At 64.5% G+C, this 17461-nt stretch carries 18 protein-coding genes; 12 read left to right on the forward strand and 6 right to left on the reverse strand.

The genetic code is table 11. The features are described from left to right. The first annotated feature begins 19 nt into the window (after positions 1 to 19). The 5 genes from IF809_RS15415 (at position 20) to IF809_RS15435 (ending at position 4788) form a co-directional block, all read left to right on the forward strand. Entirely contained in the window at positions 20 to 622 is a 603-nt protein-coding gene (locus IF809_RS15415) for a YqaA family protein (RefSeq protein ID WP_453981781.1), read from the forward strand. A gap of 46 nt (positions 623 to 668) precedes the next feature. Then, positions 669 to 1208 (forward strand): hypothetical protein, encoded by a 540-nt coding sequence (locus IF809_RS15420; protein ID WP_462837944.1) that lies wholly within the window; start codon positions 669 to 671, stop codon positions 1206 to 1208. A 28-nt stretch (positions 1209 to 1236) separates the two neighbouring features. Further along, positions 1237 to 2637, forward strand: coding sequence for an aspartate ammonia-lyase (locus IF809_RS15425; RefSeq protein WP_453981783.1), 1401 nt, complete (start codon positions 1237 to 1239; stop codon positions 2635 to 2637). A gap of 263 nt (positions 2638 to 2900) precedes the next feature. After that, complete coding sequence (locus IF809_RS15430) at positions 2901 to 3869, forward strand: NAD(P)H-dependent flavin oxidoreductase (protein WP_462837945.1); 969 nt, start codon at positions 2901 to 2903, stop codon at positions 3867 to 3869. Positions 3870 to 4014: 145 nt separating this feature from the next. Beyond that, entirely contained in the window at positions 4015 to 4788 is a 774-nt protein-coding gene (locus IF809_RS15435; RefSeq protein ID WP_462837946.1) for a thioesterase family protein, read from the forward strand. Between the two features lie 393 nt (positions 4789 to 5181). Here the strand turns inward: IF809_RS15435 and IF809_RS15440 are convergent, their stop codons facing one another. Next, positions 5182 to 6744, reverse strand: coding sequence for an AMP-binding protein (locus tag IF809_RS15440; protein ID WP_462837947.1), 1563 nt, complete (start codon positions 6742 to 6744; stop codon positions 5182 to 5184). 105 nt (positions 6745 to 6849) lie between these two features. On the opposite strand from IF809_RS15440, the gene IF809_RS15445 reads away from it, so the two are divergent. The 4 genes from IF809_RS15445 (at position 6850) to IF809_RS15460 (ending at position 9791) form a co-directional block, all read left to right on the forward strand. Next, positions 6850 to 7815 (forward strand): NAD(P)H-dependent flavin oxidoreductase, encoded by a 966-nt coding sequence (locus tag IF809_RS15445; protein ID WP_462837948.1) that lies wholly within the window; start codon positions 6850 to 6852, stop codon positions 7813 to 7815. 122 nt (positions 7816 to 7937) lie between these two features. Next, positions 7938 to 8186, forward strand: coding sequence for a hypothetical protein (locus IF809_RS15450; protein ID WP_128963994.1), 249 nt, complete (start codon positions 7938 to 7940; stop codon positions 8184 to 8186). 133 nt (positions 8187 to 8319) lie between these two features. Next, positions 8320 to 9030 (forward strand): hypothetical protein, encoded by a 711-nt coding sequence (locus IF809_RS15455; protein WP_462837949.1) that lies wholly within the window; start codon positions 8320 to 8322, stop codon positions 9028 to 9030. Positions 9031 to 9116: 86 nt separating this feature from the next. Continuing rightward, positions 9117 to 9791 carry a hypothetical protein gene (locus IF809_RS15460; protein WP_462837950.1) on the forward strand — a complete coding sequence of 225 codons (675 nt, stop codon included), beginning with the start codon at positions 9117 to 9119 and terminating at the stop codon, positions 9789 to 9791. Positions 9792 to 9850: 59 nt separating this feature from the next. On the opposite strand, the gene IF809_RS15465 is transcribed toward IF809_RS15460, so the two are convergent. Next, on the reverse strand, positions 9851 to 10075 hold the full coding sequence (locus IF809_RS15465) for a cysteine rich repeat-containing protein (protein WP_453981789.1): 225 nt from the start codon (positions 10073 to 10075) through the stop codon (positions 9851 to 9853). A gap of 234 nt (positions 10076 to 10309) precedes the next feature. Between IF809_RS15465 and IF809_RS15470 the strand changes: the two genes are divergently transcribed. After that, the gene (locus tag IF809_RS15470; RefSeq protein WP_453981790.1) at positions 10310 to 10600 is read left to right on the forward strand and encodes a hypothetical protein; all 291 of its coding nucleotides are present in this window, start codon (positions 10310 to 10312) and stop codon (positions 10598 to 10600) included. 159 nt (positions 10601 to 10759) lie between these two features. Here the strand turns inward: IF809_RS15470 and IF809_RS15475 are convergent, their stop codons facing one another. The 3 genes from IF809_RS15475 to IF809_RS15485 all read right to left on the reverse strand — a co-directional run bounded on the left by IF809_RS15475 (position 10760) and on the right by IF809_RS15485 (position 16220). After that, positions 10760 to 12676 carry a sensor histidine kinase gene (locus tag IF809_RS15475; protein WP_453994934.1) on the reverse strand — a complete coding sequence of 639 codons (1917 nt, stop codon included), beginning with the start codon at positions 12674 to 12676 and terminating at the stop codon, positions 10760 to 10762. Next, positions 12673 to 13344: a response regulator gene (locus IF809_RS15480; protein WP_164938443.1), complete on the reverse strand. Its 672-nt coding sequence runs from the start codon at positions 13342 to 13344 to the stop codon at positions 12673 to 12675. The genes IF809_RS15475 and IF809_RS15480 overlap by 4 nt, the downstream gene beginning before the upstream one ends. A 113-nt stretch (positions 13345 to 13457) precedes the next feature. Next, complete coding sequence (locus IF809_RS15485; RefSeq protein ID WP_462837951.1) at positions 13458 to 16220, reverse strand: DUF2235 domain-containing protein; 2763 nt, start codon at positions 16218 to 16220, stop codon at positions 13458 to 13460. A gap of 160 nt (positions 16221 to 16380) precedes the next feature. On the opposite strand from IF809_RS15485, the gene IF809_RS15490 reads away from it, so the two are divergent. Beyond that, positions 16381 to 16650: a helix-turn-helix transcriptional regulator gene (locus tag IF809_RS15490; protein WP_462837952.1), complete on the forward strand. Its 270-nt coding sequence runs from the start codon at positions 16381 to 16383 to the stop codon at positions 16648 to 16650. Between the two features lie 6 nt (positions 16651 to 16656). On the opposite strand, the gene IF809_RS15495 is transcribed toward IF809_RS15490, so the two are convergent. Then, entirely contained in the window at positions 16657 to 16890 is a 234-nt protein-coding gene (locus IF809_RS15495) for a hypothetical protein (protein ID WP_128964001.1), read from the reverse strand. Positions 16891 to 16969: 79 nt separating this feature from the next. Between IF809_RS15495 and IF809_RS15500 the strand changes: the two genes are divergently transcribed. Next, on the forward strand, positions 16970 to 17428 hold the full coding sequence (locus tag IF809_RS15500) for a DUF6314 family protein (protein ID WP_462837953.1): 459 nt from the start codon (positions 16970 to 16972) through the stop codon (positions 17426 to 17428). Positions 17429 to 17461 lie beyond the last annotated feature (33 nt).

A 17461-nucleotide genomic window follows, 5' to 3' on the forward strand; every position in this document is an offset into this window, starting at 1 on the left:
CGATGGACAAATCCGTCCCATGGTGCTTCATCCCGGCACCATGCTGAAACGTATCTACGACTGGTGCATCGACGCCGCCCATAAGCCCTACGCGCTCTGGATCATGGGGGCCGTGGCTTTCGCAGAAAGCTCCTTCTTTCCTGTTCCCCCCGATGTGATGCTGATCCCGATGTCGCTGGCGCGCCCGCAGCGCGCCTGGGTCTATGCGGCGATCTGCACCGCGACGTCGGTGTTGGGTGGCCTGCTGGGCTATGCGATTGGCGCGCTGCTGTTCGACTCGGTCGGTCACTGGCTGATCCAGGTCTATGGCCTCGGCGACAAGGTCGATGCTTTTCGCGCATCCTATGCCCAATGGGGCGCGGTGATCATCCTGCTCAAGGGCCTGACGCCGATTCCCTACAAGCTGGTGACCATCACCTCGGGCTTTGCCGGCTACAATCTCGTGCTGTTCATCCTGTGCTCGATCGTCGCGCGTGGCGGACGCTTCTTTATCGTGGCGATCTTGCTGAACCGCTATGGCGACTGGATTCGCGAGCGGATCGAGCGGCATCTCGGCCTTTGGGTGGCGCTCGGCGCCGCGGTACTGGTGCTCGGCTTCGTGGTGGCGATCAAGCTGATCTAACCCGCAAAGCTTTGCCGCCGCGTCCGGTTCGGCTACGGTTGTGGCCATGATGGTTCGATCTGGCAGTTCGGTCCTGCGGCTGGGGACGCTGATAGTTGCAGCGCTTTCACTCCTGCTTAGCTCCAGCGGGACCGGTTGGCCGCAATCCGCGCCGCCGACGCTCGGTCTCCAGGAGCAGGGGCCGCAGGCAGCGCCGCCGCCCTCGACGCCCGCGCCGTCGAGCCCGGCGTCACGCGAGGAGAATCCCGGGCTGATCCACGAGATGGGAAAGCTGTTCGACAAGCTGCCTTCGATCCTGCCGCCGATCAAAAGCCCCAGCGAGACCCTCGACGATCTGTCCCGGTTGGCCAAACCCTCCGCCATGATCTCGGGACGCGCGGTTTGCCCGGTCTCCGCGAACGGCGCGCCCGACTGCAAGCCCGCGGCCGACCAGCTGTGCCAGAGTAAGGGCTACAAGGAAGGCAAGAGCCTCAACACCGACTCTGCCGAGAAGTGCTCGGCCAAGGTTCTGATTCCGGGCAGGCAACGCAAACCGGATGATTGCCGGACCGATACCGTCGTCACCAGCGCGTTGTGCCAGAACTGACGCCGCGCGCGAGCAGCAAGGAGCGCCCATGAGCCGCTACGAGCAGGACTTCCTCGGACAGCGTGAGATCGCCGACGACATCTACTACGGCGTCCAGACCATCCGGGGTAAGGAAAATTTCCATATCACCGGCATTCCGATGAACCAGGAGCCTTACTTCGTGAAGGCGCTGGGTTACGTCAAGAAGGCTGCGGCGATGGCCAATCGCGATCTCGGCGCGATTGATACGAAGGTGGCCGACGCGATCATCATCGGCTGTGACCGCGTCATCGCCGGAGACATGATGGACCAGTTCGTCACCGACTTCATCCAGGGCGGCGCCGGCACTTCGACCAACATGAACGCCAACGAGGTGATCGCCAACCTCGCGCTGGAATCGCTCGGCTTCGTCAAGGGCGACTATCAGCACGTCAGCCCCAACGACCACGTCAATTACGGCCAGTCCACCAACGACACCTATCCGACTGCGTTTCGCCTCGCTCTCATCCTGCGCCTGGAAAGCTACATGACGGCGCTGCGCCAGCTGCAGGAGGCGTTCTTCGCCAAGGGCCGGGAATTCGATCGTGTGCTGAAGATGGGCCGTACACATCTGCAGGACGCGGTGCCGATGTCGCTCGGGGCCGAATTCAGGGGATGGGGTACCACGATCGGGGAGGAGGTCGACCGCATCTCGGAAGCACGTGCGCTGCTGCGCGAGATCAATCTCGGCGCCACCGCGATCGGCACCTCCGTCACGGCTGCGGTCGGCTATCCCAAGCTCGCGGTCCGGCACCTGAGCGCATTGACCGGCGTCGACTTCATTCTCGCGGGCGATCTGGTCGAAGCGACGTCGGATACCGGCGCCTATGTGCAATTGTCCGGCGTGCTCAAGCGCACCGCCAGCAAGCTGACGAAGATCTGCAACGACATCCGCCTGCTCGCTTCGGGCCCGCGCGCCGGCTTCAATGAGATCAACCTGCCGCAATTGCAGCCGGGCTCCTCGATCATGCCCGGCAAAGTCAACCCAGTCATCCCCGAGGTCGTCAACCAGACCAGCTTCCTGGTCATTGGCCTCGACACCACGGTGACGCTGGCAGCTTCAGCCGGCCAGCTTCAACTCAACGTGATGGAGCCGGTGATCTCGTTCGCGCTGTTCTTCTCGATCCGCACCATGGAGCGCGCGGTCAACAGCCTGCGCGAGAATTGCGTCGTCGGCATCACCGCCAACGAGGAGCACACCCGGAACATGGTGCTGAACTCGCTCGGCATCGTCACCGTGCTGAAGCCGCTGCTCGGCTACAAGCAATGCGCCGAGATCGCGCGCGAGGGCTACAAGAGCGGCAAGTCCTTGCATCAGATCGTCGTGGTGGAGCGCAAGCTGCTGACGCAGGAAAAGTGGGACGAGATGTTCTCGTTCGAGCGGCTGATCAATCCGGATGTGGTGGGATAGGCCAGCGTCATCCCCAACTCTCGCCTCGTCATTGCGAGGAGCCCTTGCGACGAAGCAATCCAGCATCTCTCCGCCGAGACAGTCTGGATAGCCCCGCTACGCTCGCAATGACGGAGGATGGGGCTGGACCGGAATTCCGCGCGTTGGAATTGCGGTAACGGCATCCGCCGCGACGTCACAACGCAATACTTGACAGTGGAAAGATTGCCTTGTTGGTATGGTCCCCAACCTCCAATGGTCTGCCAACAAAGGATCGCTCCGCAATGTCCATGCCTGCTCTTTTCAAGGGGCGCCTGTCGATCCCCGTGATCGGTTCGCCGCTCTTCATCATCTCGGTGCCCGATCTCGTGATCGCGCAGTGCAAGGCCGGCGTGGTCGGCTCGTTCCCGGCGCTGAACGCGCGGCCGCCGGAACTGCTCGACGAATGGCTGGCGCGGATCACCGAAGAGCTCGCGGCTTACGATCGCGCCCATCCGGAACGGCCGTCGGCACCGTTCGCGGTGAATCAGATCGTGCACAAGTCCAACAACCGTCTCGACCCCGACATGCAGCTCTGCGCCAAGTACAAGGTGCCGATGATCATCTCCTCGCTCGGCGCGCGCGAGGAGCTCAACCAGGCCGTCCACGGCTGGGGCGGCATCGTCTTCCACGACGTGATCAACCAGAAATTCGCTCACAAGGCGATCGAGAAGGGCGCCGACGGTCTGATCCTGGTCGCGGCCGGCGCCGGCGGCCATGCCGGCACCATCTCGCCGCTCGCCTTCGTCGCCGAGACGCGCAAATGGTTCGACGGCCCTATCGCGCTCTCGGGCGCCATCGGCAACGGCAAGGCGATCCGCGCCGCGCGCATTCTCGGCGCCGACTTCGCCTATATCGGCTCGGCGTTCATCGCGACCAAGGAAGCCAATGCGGTCGAGAAGTACAAGGAGATGATCGCGGGCTCGAGCGCCGACGACATCGTCTACTCCAACCTCTTCACCGGCGTGCACGGCAATTATCTGAAGCCCTCGATCCTCGCCGCCGGCATGGATCCGGACAACCTGCCGACCTCCGATCCCTCAAAGATGAATTTCGGCACCGACGCCTCCGGCGAGCGCGCCAAGCCGAAGGCCTGGAAGGAGATCTGGGGCTCGGGCCAGGGTATCGGCAGCGTGGACAAGGTCGTACCCGCCGCCGAACTGATCGCGCGCTTCAAGAAGGAATACGACGAGGCGGTCGATCCGCCGTTGTAAACCGGTCTTGTGTCCCGGACGCGCCGCAGCGTGCAACGCTGCTGCTCAGAGCCGGGATCCTCCGCGCCCCCTGGACCCCGGATCTGCATCGCACCGCTTGCGCGCTGCGCAGCGTCCGGGGAACGCAGCTGCGATCGAGTGAAGCATGAGTGCCATCTACCGCGTCGACGGCAACAGCGTCGTCACCAGCCCCGCTGCCGCCGGTCCGTGGGACCGGCGCATGCAGCACGGTTCGGCGCCGTCGGCGCTGGTGACCTGGGCGGCGGAGCGCATTCCGACGCCGGTGCCGATGAACATCGCGCGGGTGACGATCGATCTGATGCGCCCGGTGCCGGTGGCGCCACTCACGATCGAAAGCGAAGTTTTGCGCGAAGGGCGCAAGATCCAGCTCTGCGCGGTCAAGCTGGTTGCCGACGGCGTTCAGGTCGTCGGTGCCACCGTGCTCAAGATCAAGCAGCAGACGCAGCAATTGCCCGCCGACGTCGAGGACTTGCCGGTCACGCTGCCGCCGCCCGAGGATTCGCTTGTCGAGGACGGCCATGGCGCGACCAGTCCGTTCGCCGGCATGGTCTCGATGCGCGCGGCGCGCGGCCGTTTTGGCCAGGCTGGCGCCGGTGCGATCTGGTTTCGTCTCGATCATCCGCTGGTCGAAGGCGAGGCGGTCTCGCAGGCAATGCGCGCCGTGGTCGCCGCCGATTTCTCCAACGGCACCGCCTCGACGCTCGATTTTCGCACCTGGACCTACATCAACGCCGACCTCTCGGTGAGTCTTGCGCGCCAACCGGTTGGCGACTGGATTTTGCTCGACGGTGAATCCTGGATTGGCCCCGATGGCGCGGGTCTTGCCATGTCGCGTTTGGCTGATCGGCAGGGCTATTTCGGCCGCGCTGTGCAGAGCCTGGTGATCGAGAAGCGGTAAGCGTGACGGCGAGCGCCGCGACCATCTCTGGGGCCGATTGAACGGCAGACTTCCGCCGCCGCGGAAGGGATGCCCCAGCATCCTGCCAGTTCACAATCCGTAGAAGATCTTGATCTCCCACAGCACCACGACGATAGCCGTGATCAACGTGATCGCGGCGACTGCACTTTCCAGGGAAGCGACTCTCATTGCTTACTCCGCTTCCCAGCCCCGTCAGCGGTCTAGTTGATTCCCGGATTCGCGGGCAATCGCCCAGGCCGTGCGGCCGCACACTCCGTCGGGCATTGTGGTGCCGGAGCCACAACGACACCGTAGAATTCCGGGTGAGATCGCTCAAATGCCCGGTCTTTCGCGCGATACGTGTATTCCGAACTCGTCGGCGCAATCAGGGCGTTACCCCACCATCCGGTCCCGTCCGCTCCAGAAGCCCGCGCGCAGCACCTTCTTGTCGACCTTGCCGACGCCTGTCATCGGCAGCTGCTTGACGAACTGGATCTGCTTCGGCGCATGGGCCGAGCCCTTTCGCGTCCGCACCATGTTGATCAGCTCATCCGGATCGGGCCTTGTGCCCTCGCGCGGCACGACGATGGCGGTGACCGCTTCACCCCATTTCTCGTCGGGAATGCCCACGACCGCGACCATCGCGACGTCGGCGTGTTGCGACAGCACGTCCTCGACCTCGCGCGGAAAAATGTTGAAGCCGCCAGTGACGATCATGTCCTTCTTGCGGTCGAGGATGAACATGTAGCCGCGCTCATCCTGCCGCGCGATGTCGCCGGTGTGGACCCAGCCGTTCTTCAGCGTTTCGGCGGTGATGTCCGGTCGCTTCCAGTATTCCGCCATCACATGCGGCGCACGCACGCAGATCTCGCCGGCTTCGCCCGTCTTCACTTCCTGATCATCGTCGTCGAGGATCTTGACCTCGCACGCCGCGACCGGAAAGCCGCACGACAAAAACAGCTCGGGCGTCCTGGGATCGTGATCTCCCTTGCGCAGCACCGAAACGGGATAGCATTCGGTCTGGCCGTAAAGCTGCGAGAACACCGGCCCGATGCGCTCGATGCCTTCGAGCAACCGGCTCGGCGACATCGCGGAGGCGCCGTAGAGTACGAGCTCGAGCGAGGAGAGATCGGTCTTGCCGAGGGCGGGATGATCGAGCAGCACATAGATCATGGTCGGAACGAACAGCGTGAAATTGATGCGCTCGCGCGCGACCGTCGCCAGCACGACTTCGGGATCGAAGCCCTTCAGCATGTGCACGGTGCCGCCGCGCATCAAGGTCGGCAGCACCTTTGTGCCGGCAACGTGGCTGATCGGCGCGACGGTGAGATAGCGCGCGGCGTCAGGGATTTCGAAGTCGGCGAGGATCGCGCCGGCGGCTCCCGCATTCTCGCGGTGGTAGCGTAGCGCGCCCTTGGACTTGCCGGTCGTGCCGCCGGTGTAATTGAGCGTAGAGAGATCGTCGAGAGTTGCGAGGCACTGTGCGCTGACGTGTCCCGCGCTCTCGATTGCCGCGAGCAGATCGACGCCGTACTCGGCCGGTCCCATCGTGAAGACCATCTTGAGCAGGGATGCCTTTGCGGCAAGCTCGCCGCCGCGGTCGCGGAAGGCGGCCACATCGACTACCAGCACATCGGCTTCGGAATCCTCGAGCTGAAACAGCTGGTCCGTTTCCGATCCCAGGGGATGCAGCCAGGTGATGCAGCACCGCGACAACTGCGCGGCGACCCCGGCGCACCAGGCGTCTGCGTGATTGGCGGTGAGGAAAGCGATGCGCGCGCCCGGCTGCAAGCCAAGCCGCATGAACACACCCTGGATGCGTCCGATCTGATCGAGCGCGCCCTGATAGCTCAGTGATCCCCCAGGCCATGCGAAAGCCGTACGGTCGGGATAGCGCGCCAGCGCCCGTAGCGTCTGCGCACAAGTCGGGGACGATGCGTGGAGCGGATCGGCCATATGTTTCCTCATCGCTTTGTCATCGGCTTCTCGCGTGCCAATGTTGCCGACGACGCTAACACAAGGAAAGCGCGATGGAACGACAAGCCGCGCAGGGAGGCATGGTTGACATACGATCGACTGCAACGCTTCGGCGACCGCCTCGCTTTGCCGCTGATCGCGGCGCCGATGTTTCTCGTCTCAGGCGTCGAACTGATGGTCGCCGCCTGCCGTAATGGCGTGATCGGCAGCTTTCCTACCGTGAATTGCCGCAGCACGGAACAGCTCGATGCCTGGTTCGCAGAGATCGCAATGCGGCTGCGGCAGCACGAGGATCAATCCGGCCGCAAGGCGGCGCCGCTCTGTCCGAACCTGATCGTGCATCGCTCCAACGCGCGGCTGGAGCAGGATGTCGCCGTGCTGCTCAAGCACACGCCTGAGATCGTCATTACCTCGGTCGGTTCGCCGGCGCCCGTGCTGAAACCGCTGCATGATGTCGGCGCGATGGTACTGGCGGACGTTGCCTCGATCCGCCACGCCGAGCGCGCGGCGGAAGCGGGCGCCGACGGCTTGGTGCTGCTCACCGCGGGTGCGGGCGGACAGACGGGCTGGCTCAACCCGTTCGCCTTCGTCCGCGCAGTGCGCGCATTCTACGACGGCATCATCGTGCTCGCCGGCGGTATAGGCGATGGCCATGCCCTGTACGCGGCCGAAGTGCTCGGCTGCGATCTCGCCTACATGGGCACGAAATTCATCGCGACGCGCGAGAGCATGGCGGACGAACGTCACAAGCAGATGCTGGTCGAGAGCAGTGCCGACGACATCCTGCTCACCACGGCGTTCACGGGTCTGCAGACCAGCATGCTGAAGCCGTCGATCGTCGCCGCCGGTCTCGATCCTGACGACCTGCCGGCGCGTGGCGCCATCGACATCGGCAAGGACATTGACGTCACCGCGCGCGAGGTCAGGCCCAAGCGCTGGCGCGATATCTGGAGCGGCGGGCATTCGACCTCGAGCGTGATGGGCGTGATGGCGGTCGATGACCTCGTGGCCCGGACGACCGCCGAATACCGCGCCGCATCGGGGCGATAGGCTTTTGCGCCGCAGCACGGTTAATCCCACATAGCTCCGCAACACTGCACTTAACGGCAGATTAACCAAGCCCCGCCAAGAATCTCCCTCACGGCCGCCAATCGGGACGAGAGGGACAGGCGATGGATTTCGATTTTCTCAACAGCAAGACAGCCGCAACGCTGGACGAGATTCGCGTCCGCGTCGCCCATGCGCTGGCCCGTCACCCGCTCTGCCGCAATGTCCGCTTCGACATCGTCCGCGTCCCCCGCACCCGCCGGGGCGGTAATTGGACGGTGACGCTGCAATCGGTGGAGCCGCGCGCGGTCTGGGAGGCTTCCGAGATCGTCGCCGATATCCAGGATGCCTATGACCTGGCGATAGCTGCTTGATTTTGCTGAATGTTTTGACTTTGTCGCGGCAGGCAAGATGATTGTCGCCGCAAAGGCACACTCAAGCCTTATTTCGCGCCCTTTTCCCGGGCATCTCTAACAACATCGTGAAGCGGTCCTTCCGGAGAGACGTTTGTCCAGAGCCATCACCATCACCGTGCTGACCTGCTTTCTCGTCCTCGGTGCCGCCACCACTGCCATTCTCGGCCGCGACAGCGTCCCCAGCGTCAGTGCCGAGATGATCACCCAGGCCCCGTCGAAGTCGCTCGCTCCCAACCGCGCCGCCAAGGCCGACCGGCTGGTTCCAACGCTGGCGCTAGCCTCCGCTGCGATTGAGCCGGTTCAGGTGCCAGCCGACAAGCTATCCCAGGCGCCGGTCCTGACCGAGCCGCTGCGTCAGGCCTTTGCCGCGGCAACGCCGTCAGACTTCCCAATGCCCAAAGCGGACATCAACGAGGCGCCCGCGCCTGCGGAAGCCCCGGCCGCCGTCGAGGCCCCGGCCAAGCCGAAGCTGGCGGCGAAGCCGCAGCCGCCAAAAACCTATTCGCTGCTCTCCGACGCGCAGATCGCGGGCATCAGGGATCGCCTGAAATTGTCGTCGTCGCAGGAATACTACTGGCCCTCCGTTGAAACCGCGCTGCGCAACGTCGTCCGCAAGATCTCGGCCAACAAGCTCTCAAATCCCCACGGACCCAACGTGCAGATTGATCCGGACTGCGACGAGGTCCAGCAGTTGAAATCGGCCGCGATGCCGCTGCTGTTCCAACTGCGCGACGACCAGAAGGAAGAAGTGCGCAAGCTCGCCCGCATCATCGGGCTGGAGAAGGTTGCGCAGCAGATCTGACGCGCAAGTTCCTGCAGGAACTATGCTGGAGTCAGGAACATCCGGCAATTGACAGGCGTTGCACGGTCCAAAGAGGGAGTGGACCAATGCGCGCCTCGACAGCTTATTTCGTCGGTGCCGGGTCGATCGTCGCCGCCATCGCCATTGGTCTCGGCGGCGGCATCGTCGCCGGCAACATCATGAATCCGATCGCGCCCAAGCAGGGGCCTGACACCAGCAAGATGGCGCAGCGCTCTGGGGCCGCCGGAGCGGCCACCACGAACGCGCCCTCGGAGCGCGTGCAATATCTCACGGGCTCGCAGGCGTTCGGCGCCATGATCGCCGCGCCGGCTCAGGCCGAAGCCAAGCCGGACATCAAGCCTGAGACCGGAACGACGCAGGCGAATGCTGAGCCGCCGACGCCGCCGCAGACGGCGGCAACTGAGCCGGCCAAGCCAACACCTTCCCCGCCGCAAGCGACAAAGCCTGCCGAACAGCAGGCCGCCACAGAGCCGGCATCCTCTCCTGAGAATGCCTATGCCAAGGCCAGGGAATCTGACGTCAGGCGCGCCGCGGCGGAGCGTCGCCGGGCGGAGCGACATGCGCGCTGGGCGGAGCGCCGCCGCTATGACCAGCGCGATGCCCGCGGTGGGCGCGATCAGACCAATTGGGATGATGTCGCGCGCAATATCCGCGAGGATTCCGACTCACGCGACTATGCGAGCCGTCCGCGCGGCGGCTTCCCACAAATTCGCCTGTTCGGCTCCGACGACGATGACTAGCGCCTGAGGCCGTAGGCCGCTTGTTGGCTTCTCCCCATAAAGGCGAGAAGGAGCAGACGTCACCCCCCGTGCGATTCAACCACCTTGCGACAGGCGTCCGAGAGCTTGGTCTTGTTCTCGCGCAGGCAGGCATTCATCTGCGGCGGCTTGCCGATGTGCTCGGCGCAGAACTTGCTCGCGTCGCCGCGGCAGGCCATCTGCTCCTGCGGGGAGGGGCCGGATTGCGCTGAAGCGGGCAGGGCAGCGACGGTGAGCAGCAGCGCGGCAAGAATTGAAGTCTTCATAAAGCACCTCTTCGAAATTGTGATTTCTCCCGCTCGGGATCGGGCGAGCCGGACCATCTCGCGGAGATCCATGGCCGGTCCATGCCATGTTCATGGCATCGGTTCGGAGGCTTGCCTGCCGCACCCCCATCTTCATGGCATGTCTTGGCACGTCGACTTTTGCCATTGAAGCTGCACGTCGGCTGCGAGACCCAGTGATTGCACCGGGCGCCGGACGGGAAGCAGGAGAGCGAAATGTCGAAAAAAGCGGGAGCGCTGAGCGCCGGACTGACGGTGATGATGCTGGCCGGTGCGGCGACGGTGTCGTTGGGCACGAGCCCGGCGCGGGCGGTGGTCTATTGCAAGACGGTCGGTGTACCCAAAGGCTGCGTGGTGCGGCCGGATGCGGCGGTGGTGGTTGCGCCGGGCGCACCGGTTGCGGCCGCGGTCGTGGCGACGCCCGGCGTGGGCGCGCCCGGAGTCGGCGTCCGCGCAGGCACGCCGATGAATCGCGGCGGCCCCGTCAATCGCGTCGGCGTGCGCTGACAAAGGTGTTGGATTGAGTTGATTGCATTCTTCGGGCCAAGGAAGTCTTGCAAGAAAGCCGTGCAAGCGAGCCTGCGAACGAACCCCCCGTCCTTCGCAAGCCAACATCCCGGCCCGGTCCCTCTCTCCGAACGTCCCATGCGTTCGGGGAGAGGCCTTTCAACCCGCGGCCGCATCGCTGTCGGGAAACACTTGCGGCAATTGCAGCCGCACACATGTGCCCGATTGATCCGAGCTCAGATCGAGCACGGCACCGCAACGCGCGGCGCGGCTTCTCATGTTGCGCAGGCCACGCGCGGTCTGGTTCGCATCCGGCGCTTCGCCATCGCCATCAAGGTCAAAGCCGCCGCCGTCGTCGGCGACGCTGATGACGCCATACGGTCCCTCGCCGTCGTTGCGCGTGTCGATGGTCACCGTGATGTGGCGTGCGGCCGCATGCTTGACCGCATTGGTCACGGCCTCGTCCAGGATGCGCACAATCTGGATGACATGCCAGGGCCGCAGTTCAGGATGCAGCGGCAGGCCCTGCGGGGTCGCCACGCGCCAGTGAAGCTTGATGTCATGCGGCCGCAATTGCATCGCAGCGCGCTCGCGCCAGGAGCCGAGCGCGAGCATGAGGTCACCGCCGATGTCGTCCATGGAATCGATAACCAGGCGCAAATCCTTCAGCGCGGCGCGGGCCGCATCTGTGATGGTCGCGCCCTCGTGCCCGCGCTCGGAGAGCGCGACGATGCTGATCAATTGCCCGCCCAGGCCGTCATGGAGGTCGCGCATCAGCCGGGTGCGCTCGTTGGCGAGGGCTGCGGCCCTTGCGCGCGCCTCCTCGCGGGCGAAGCTCGCCTTCAGTCGCTCCTCGGCCTCGCGCACGCGGGCGACGAGCTGGCCGGCAAAGCTGTCGACCTGGTTCAGCGCACGGGCGAAGCGCCAGGTCAGCCCGGCACCGATCGCGACCAGCATTGCCGAATAGGATAGCCGCGAGACGAAGGTGCGTTCGTTGGTGACGAACTCGAACACCGACAGCATGTCGTGGATCCAGCAGGTCAGCACGATCGTCACCGCGCAGCCGATCGTGAGGCTCGCCGCATCCTGCCGTCGCACCACGGCGGCGGCGGTGACGCCGGCCATCAGGACGAGGCTGATCCCGACGGTGGGGATGCCGAGCAGCAGGAACAGGATGCGCGGCAGCGGCGGTCCTGCGATCAGGCCGACCGCGAACACGATAAGACCCGGCACGAACAGCAGCATGCCGTAGCGCGGCCAGCGCCAGCCGAAGAACAGCACGCCGAACACGACGATCAGCGCGCTCTCGATCGGCGCGGACGCAAGCAGTACGGAGGCGAGTCGCGATACGGTTCCCGGCGGCACCGGCGGCGGCATGAAGGCCTGGACGACGCCCAGCACCATCGCAGCCGCCAGCACGCCGTAGACCGGCTCGCGCCGCCGCATCAGCCACATGATCGCAAGGATGACGGCGAGGATCGATTGCCAGGCGGAGAACACCACGGGGAGTGTGACGAACAGGAGCGTGCGGGTCTCGAAAGCCGGACGCAAGGCAGCGTCCGGTCCGATATAGACGGTGTCGAGAAAGCCCTTCAGCGGACCCCACACGAACAACCGCACCGTGATCTCGTTGCTGCCGTCATGCAGCAGCGAGGAGGGGATCGCGGCAATCTCGGGCGTGTTGCGATCGGGCCGGTTGGCATTGGCGTCGCGGCGGGAATCGAGCACGACCACGCCGTTGATCGCGACCTCCACCGCATTGCTGAAGCGCGGCAGGAACACGGACCATGCGGCATCGCCGTTTTTGAAGGCGAAGGCCCCGGTGTAGAGCGGAGGATCCGCAAGCGAATAGCGCGAGGACGTGAAATGCGGCAGGGTCACGGGGCGTGTAGTGCCGTCCTCCCGGAGCGAAAATCCGCTCAGCGCGAAATCGTCGGGGTCGCTGGGCTGGAGCAATTCCAGCCCGAGAACGGTCGCGATCACGATCAGCGCCTGAAGCAACAGATAAGGCACGAAGCGTGACACGATCAGCCGGCGTCTCGGTCGCGCCGGTGCCTTGGCCGCGATTTCGCTCACAGCTTGATCAGGCCCTGCTGCACCGCCTCGAACACCGCTTCGCTGCGCGTGTGCACTTCGAGCTTGCGGTAGATGTTCTTGATGTGGCCGGGCACGGTCTGCCGGGACAGGCCGAGATGGCTCGCGATCTCGGCGTAGCTGAAGCCCTTGGCGATGCCCCAGAGGATGTCGATCTCGCGCGGCGTGAGCTTTGCGGTGTTGAGTGCTGGGCCCGGCGGCGGCTCGGATGAGCTCTGCGTTCGCCTTACGATGAAGCGGGCGATCGAAGCCGAGATCGGCGAATGCCCGGCGACGAGGTCGCGGACGGTGGTGGCGATGTCGGTCGGGAAGGCGTCCTTGAGCAGATAGCCGGTGGCGCCGACGGTGATGGCGGAGATCACGCTTTCCTCGTCGCCCAGTGCCGAGATCACCATGATCTCGGTGTCGGGGAAGCGCCGCCTGGTCTCGCGGATCAGCTCGACGCCATGGCCGTCGGGCAGCCGCAGGTCGGTCAGCAGCACGCGCGGCGCGCGGACCGCGAGCGCACTGCGGGCTTCGCCCAGCGTGCCGGCCGTGCGCACCTCGTAGCCCGCCTTCACCAGCGCGTCCTGGAGGCGCCAGCAGGTCGGTGCGTCGTCTTCGACGAGGAGGATGGTGATGGCCTCACCGGTCTCGCCTTGGTCCGTCATGATCATGGTCCCGGCCGCGTGTCCCCCGCGGCGCACGGCAAGTCTAGCCGCCGCGCGGCGGCCGCGACACCCATAATCATGGGAGCGGCGGCGCTGGCAATGCGCCGGGCGTCCTATGGCTTCGGCGCGGCGGGTTTGTCCGGGGGCATGTGCGGTCCAGGCAGCCGTTGCACGATGATGCGCGCTGTGCCGCCATTGTTCTTGTAGAATTGCTCATACGGTCCCAGCAGCGGGTCCAGCCAGCCAGGGCGCAGCCACGACGGGAGCAGTGTCGGGTAAACCTGGACGGCGTCATTAACATAGAAAAACAGGTCGCCGGCGTCGGGCGCGACGAATTCCGCGATCAGCCGTCCTTCCAGGTTCTGGCCCTGCCAGATCGCGCGCGCCGTGGGATCCCTGGGCATCGGCTTGAAATGCCCGAGCTTGTTGACCTCGATCTTGAAAGAATTGTCGTCGGGAAGCGCCGCGAACTCTTTCGTGTCTTCCAGCCGAACCGGGTATCTGCGGCTGTTGCCGGCAGCGTCCTTCGATGGATCGTCTTCGGCCGGAATCGTTGGATTCAGTCGGCGCGGCAATTCCTCGGCCGGCATGACGTTAACGGCTTTCAGCGGTATGTCATTCGTCCCCATCGTGCCGATGCGGATCACGGGCTGGAACCAGTCGGCGCCGAACTGACGCAGTGTCGGCAGGGCGAGATAGTGCGGCAGCGAGTAGGTCGTGAAGCCGTTTGTCCCGCTCATGATGGTGTTGTCGAACCAGGGATCCTCGATCTGGATCCAGACCCGGTATTTGCGACCTTTCTCGACCGCAAGGCCGCTCCACCAGCAAAACTCTTTTGTTTCGAATATGCCGCGGGCATCGACCGGTTCGTCAGGTACCGGGGTTCCGACCTCAGGCCTTGGCGGGGCCGAAGCCTTGACCGTCGGAGCGACGCAGATGTTTCCGGTCGCGACACGCGCCGTGAAGACGCTGGTCGATCCGATGAGGAGGGCCGCGTAGTAGATGAAGAACAGGAAGATGAAGGGAAGCACCACTCTGGAGAAAAGCCAGCGCGCCGGCCCCGCATTCAATCGCATCCACCGGGCAAAGCGGAGCAGAAGGCCGGGTTCGTCGACATGCTTCCGGCTTGCCATCCGGCGCGGCCGGCTCCAGGCAAGCCGCGCGCGCTCCTGAATGGCGTCGCGCAGCACCGTGTTCCTGCGCCACACCAGATAAGTGAGGATCAGCACGAGCGAAGTGACGAAGGGGTAATAAAGCGTGATGTCGATCCACGGGGCCGCATAGGAAGGCAGGACGTTTCCGACTAGCTTGGCGAGCGGCCTCAGGACGCCGCCAACGATCCAATCGAACGTGGCGACGACGTGCAGCAATGCGGTGCCTTGCAGGCCGTGATCCTTCGACGCTCCAACCAGGCTGCGCGCGATCCACGGCCAGACCACGATCACGCCAACCATGAACAGCAGCGAGAAATAGGCGACACGCCGCCACCACACGGTGTCGCGCGTGAGCCTGGCCATCTCGGCGCTCGGCGTGCTCATCAGCGTAAACGCTTCGGCCTCCGCCGTGCGTCGCGGGCCGTCAGCGATTGCCAGATAGGCTTCCTTCATGGCTTTCCGCGTGGTGTCTTCGGTGAGGTTCAGCTTGGTGCCATCAGGCATCAGCACCAGCGCTTCCGCCGGCAGCATGATCGGCGCATAGTCGTCGCAGCCGAACAGCATGCGTTCGATGACGGCGAAGTGCACGACCGGCAGTCCGCCGTTGACCGGGCCCGCCAGGACCGGGCGCGGCCCGTAGCGGTAGAGGATCGCGGCGCCGCTGCGCGAATCGTGCATTGGGCCGATCGCCGATTGGTACTCCCTGAAATGCTCGATCACGCCGTCCTGGAAGCGGAGGTTGCCGCCGAGTTGATCGGTCATCCAGACCAGTGGCACGAAGGACAAAGTGCATTCCGGATAGCCACCGCCGACGTCGGAATGGACGCCGGCGAACCAGACTTCCTTGACTATCTGGTCGACCGCCAAATGGCTCTGGTCGATCCGCAGCGGATGGAATGTGGTGCGCTCGTCGTCGAGCGCGACCGCGTGACAGATGTGCTTGACCTTGTGCGAGGGTCGGTGATTGCGGAACGAGATTGGCCAGATCGCCCAGTCGATCGCAACGCGCAGCTCCTCGATCGGCACGCCGAAGGCTTCGACCGTGTCGAATAGCCCGAGGAATTGAATGTTGACGTCCTTGCGGCCGTTCATCGCCGCGCGGACGTCGGCGTAAGGGCGGTGTCTGCAGATCAGATGATAGAAATAGAGTACGATGTCTCGGATCAGGCGTGCGATCCAGATAGTCGGAAGGCTCTTCTTCCACGGCACGGTGTCGCGGCGATACTCCCGCCACGCGGACATGGCGTTGCGGGCCATCTCCTCATGCGAGACAGGCTCGTCCCCGATCACTGCCGGCACCAGACCCTGGCTTGCGATTAGGGCTGCCAGCGTGCGCGCGGTGAAGGCGCCGCGGCTGAAGCCGAAGATGTAGATCTCGTCGCCTTCGCGCCAGTTCCAGCACAGGAAGCGATAGAGCTTGCGGACGTTGGAAGGAACTCCGATGCCGGTGGCGCCGTCGAGAGCGGCGAGTGGCGCCCAACCCGCCGTGCCGACACCCTTGATGTAGTAGGCGATCTGATCGGGCTGGGTGTGATCGAGCGCCTCGTAGAGCCGCCAGACACTGGATTCCTGGGTTGTGAAGGCGTTGCCGGTGCCATCGGCGAACAGCACCAGCTTGCGCGGCGATCGCGCGTCGGTCGCGTTCGCCGCAGCATCTGGATCATCGTGCGGGTGGGCTGGCCTTGCAGGGCCGCCATGCAGCGCTCCGTCCTGGTGCGTCATGGACTGCTCCGAAAATCAGTGAGGATGCTCCAAGCCCCGCTCGGGTGGCATCATCCGAATGCGATCAACAAGTGCGTCATGAAACGTGCAAACAGGTGTATTCGTCCCGTAAGCGCGCTGAGGTAGCAAGAAGAATGGCGGTGTCTTGCTCCGGAGGTCTATGATCTGGGCCACAATTGGCAAAAGAAATGCCCGGGCAGCCGCCGGTCTCTCCGAGCGCTACGTCAACGAGCTCCTGTTCGAGGCCGGCGCGAGCTTCACCACACGCCTCACCGAGTTGCGCTTGCGCAAGGCGGCCGATCTGCTCGCCCATCGCGCAGGTCGCATCAGCAACATCGCCTTCGCCTGCGGCTTCAACGATCTCTCCTATTTCAACCGCTGCTTTCGCCGCAGGTTCGGGCTGACGCCGACTGCGGCAAGGGGCAAGTGATCGCGCCTACAACGTCTCCATCTTCGGCGGCGGATATCGTCGCGCCAGCATCGACAGCGGCAGGCGCCGCTCGTCCGCCGACAGCTCCCGCCAGGCCAGCACCAGCGGCCCCTTCCAGTCGCCGACGCCCAAATCCATGTCCACCCATTTCTGCGGCTCGGGCCTTTCGAGGCCGCGGACCCAGACGAAATAGCGGGGCAGGTCGTCGGCGTCCGTATCGGTCCTGGGTTTCCTGGCCATCACACGCTCGCTGCATCGACACGCATTGGCTCAGGATATAGGTACTTGCTCATCCATGTCGAATTCGGATCCAGAGGACATGAACGAAACCGTGATCGACGGCTGGGGGGACGCCTCCGAGGTGGTGATGAGGCTGGCCGGCTCCTGGTCGTTCAGCCGGATCGTCACAGGTCACGCGACCATGGAGGGTGTCGCGGTCGTGATGCCGTCGGATGACGGGGCGTTCGCCTATCGCGAGCAGGGGCATCTGACGCTGGCGAATGGCACCACGATAGAAGCAGAACGCGAATATATCTTTCGCCGGGGCGAGCGCGGATTTTCGGTCTTCTTCAAGGAGACGCCGCCGCGGCTGTTTCACGAGATATCGTTATTCGCATCTGGTGGAAGCGCCCTCAGCGGAAGCGCCGGACATCTCTGCGATCTCGATCATTATCAGTCGGCTTACACCTTTTTCCCCAACGGTCGTTTCGTCGTGCGTCATGCCGTGTCGGGTCCACGCAAGGACTACACCATGGTGACGACCTATAGGCGGCAATGAAATCAGGGAGCTGCGAACGGGGCCTCGTCAGAG

It is taken from the genome of Bradyrhizobium sp. UFLA06-24 (assembly GCF_054967145.1).

Bases quoted from the DNA above. Each gene is read 5' to 3' on its own strand.
- IF809_RS15460 (WP_462837950.1), top strand. From the start codon at position 9,117: ATGCGCGCCTCGACAGCTTATTTCGTCGGTGCCGGGTCGATCGTCGCC.
- IF809_RS15420 (WP_462837944.1), top strand. From the start codon at position 669: ATGATGGTTCGATCTGGCAGTTCGGTCCTGCGGCTGGGGACGCTGATA.
- IF809_RS15415 (WP_453981781.1), top strand. From the start codon at position 20: ATGGTGCTTCATCCCGGCACCATGCTGAAACGTATCTACGACTGGTGC.
- IF809_RS15480 (WP_164938443.1), bottom strand. From the start codon at position 13,344: ATGACGGACCAAGGCGAGACCGGTGAGGCCATCACCATCCTCCTCGTC.
- IF809_RS15465 (WP_453981789.1), bottom strand. From the start codon at position 10,075: ATGAAGACTTCAATTCTTGCCGCGCTGCTGCTCACCGTCGCTGCCCTG.
- IF809_RS15500 (WP_462837953.1), top strand. From the start codon at position 16,970: ATGAACGAAACCGTGATCGACGGCTGGGGGGACGCCTCCGAGGTGGTG.
- IF809_RS15435 (WP_462837946.1), top strand. From the start codon at position 4,015: ATGAGTGCCATCTACCGCGTCGACGGCAACAGCGTCGTCACCAGCCCC.
- IF809_RS15440 (WP_462837947.1), bottom strand. From the start codon at position 6,744: ATGGCCGATCCGCTCCACGCATCGTCCCCGACTTGTGCGCAGACGCTA.
- IF809_RS15495 (WP_128964001.1), bottom strand. From the start codon at position 16,890: ATGGCCAGGAAACCCAGGACCGATACGGACGCCGACGACCTGCCCCGC.
- IF809_RS15430 (WP_462837945.1), top strand. From the start codon at position 2,901: ATGTCCATGCCTGCTCTTTTCAAGGGGCGCCTGTCGATCCCCGTGATC.
- IF809_RS15450 (WP_128963994.1), top strand. From the start codon at position 7,938: ATGGATTTCGATTTTCTCAACAGCAAGACAGCCGCAACGCTGGACGAG.
- IF809_RS15425 (WP_453981783.1), top strand. From the start codon at position 1,237: ATGAGCCGCTACGAGCAGGACTTCCTCGGACAGCGTGAGATCGCCGAC.
- IF809_RS15485 (WP_462837951.1), bottom strand. From the start codon at position 16,220: ATGACGCACCAGGACGGAGCGCTGCATGGCGGCCCTGCAAGGCCAGCC.
- IF809_RS15470 (WP_453981790.1), top strand. From the start codon at position 10,310: ATGTCGAAAAAAGCGGGAGCGCTGAGCGCCGGACTGACGGTGATGATG.
- IF809_RS15490 (WP_462837952.1), top strand. From the start codon at position 16,381: ATGATCTGGGCCACAATTGGCAAAAGAAATGCCCGGGCAGCCGCCGGT.